Genomic DNA, 1172 nt, shown 5'->3' on the forward strand with positions numbered 1-1172 from the left:
CAGCACCCACTGGTCCCGGTACCAGCCGGGGGCCGCGACCAGCTCCGCGTGCCGGCCGCGCTGGACGACCCGGCCGGCGTCCAGCACCACGATCTCGTCCAGCCCGGCGAGACCGCTGAGCCGGTGGGTGATCAGCAGCACCGAGTGCCCGGCCGGGGTGGCAGCCAGCGTCGAGGCGAGCACCTCGTCGGCGGCGACCGGGTCGAGGCCCTCGGTCGGCTCGTCCAGCACCAGCACTCCGGGCGCGGCGAGCAGTGCCCGGGCCAGTGCCAGCCGCTGCCGCTGGCCGCCGGAGAGCTGCGCGCCCTCCTCGCCGACCACGGTGTCCCAGCCGTCCGGCTGGGCCCGGACCCAGTCCGCCAGCCCGGCTGCGGCGGTGGCGGCGGCCAGCGCCTCCTCGTCCGCACCCGGGCGGCCGAGCAGCAGGTTGTCCCGGACCGAGGCGTGGAAGACGTACGCCTCGGCGAGCAGCCCGCCGACCGCCCGGGGCAGCTCGTCGGGTGGGAACGCTGACACGTCCCGGCCGCCCAGGGTGACCCGGCCGCCGTCCGGGCGTACCGCGCCGGTCAGGACCGCGGCCAGCGTGCTCTTGCCCGCGCCGCTCGGCCCGACGACCGCCACCCGGCGGCCCGACGGCAGGTCGAGGTCGAACCCGTCCAGCGCGGCGGGTGCTCCGGCCCGGTACCGGACGGTCACCCCCTCGAAGCACACGTCGGGGGCACCGGGCACCTGGCCCGTGCCGCCGGCACCTGCCGCGCCACGGGTGCCCGCCGAGCCAGCTGCGGTGTCTGCGCCCGTCGGGCGGCCAACCGAAGACGGGGCGGCTGGGCCGGGCTCGGACTGTTCGTTGTCTGGGGCGACGGCCACGAGCTGGGCGACCCGGGCCAGGCCGGAGCGCAGCCCGGTCCACTGCCGGGCGGCACCGACCAGCGCGAGGGCGATCTCCACTGCGGCCAGCGTGCCGACCGCCAGGACGCCGACCAGCACTCCGTCCACCCCGGCCCGGAGCGCGACCAGCACCACCGCGCCGGCGGTCAGCCCGGCCACCAGCACGCCGAGGGCGTCGACGGCGAAACCGAGCGCGGCGAGCCGGCCGGTCTTCCTCGACCTGCACTTCCCAATGGAGGTGCGCGAACGCTCCGGTCTGGCGGTCTTCCAGCCGGTGGCCGAGC

1 protein-coding gene is annotated in these 1172 nt (G+C 77.7%); it reads right to left on the minus strand.

What is annotated here, in order from left to right; translation table 11 throughout:
- Window positions 1–1172, minus strand: a 1172-nt coding sequence (locus tag AB0M52_RS34045) for an ABC transporter ATP-binding protein (RefSeq protein ID WP_363962014.1), incomplete at both ends; no start/stop codon positions are given.

It is taken from the genome of Micromonospora sp. NPDC051296, from assembly GCF_040682255.1.
In the GTDB taxonomy this organism is placed as follows: domain Bacteria; phylum Actinomycetota; class Actinomycetes; order Mycobacteriales; family Micromonosporaceae; genus Micromonospora; species Micromonospora craterilacus.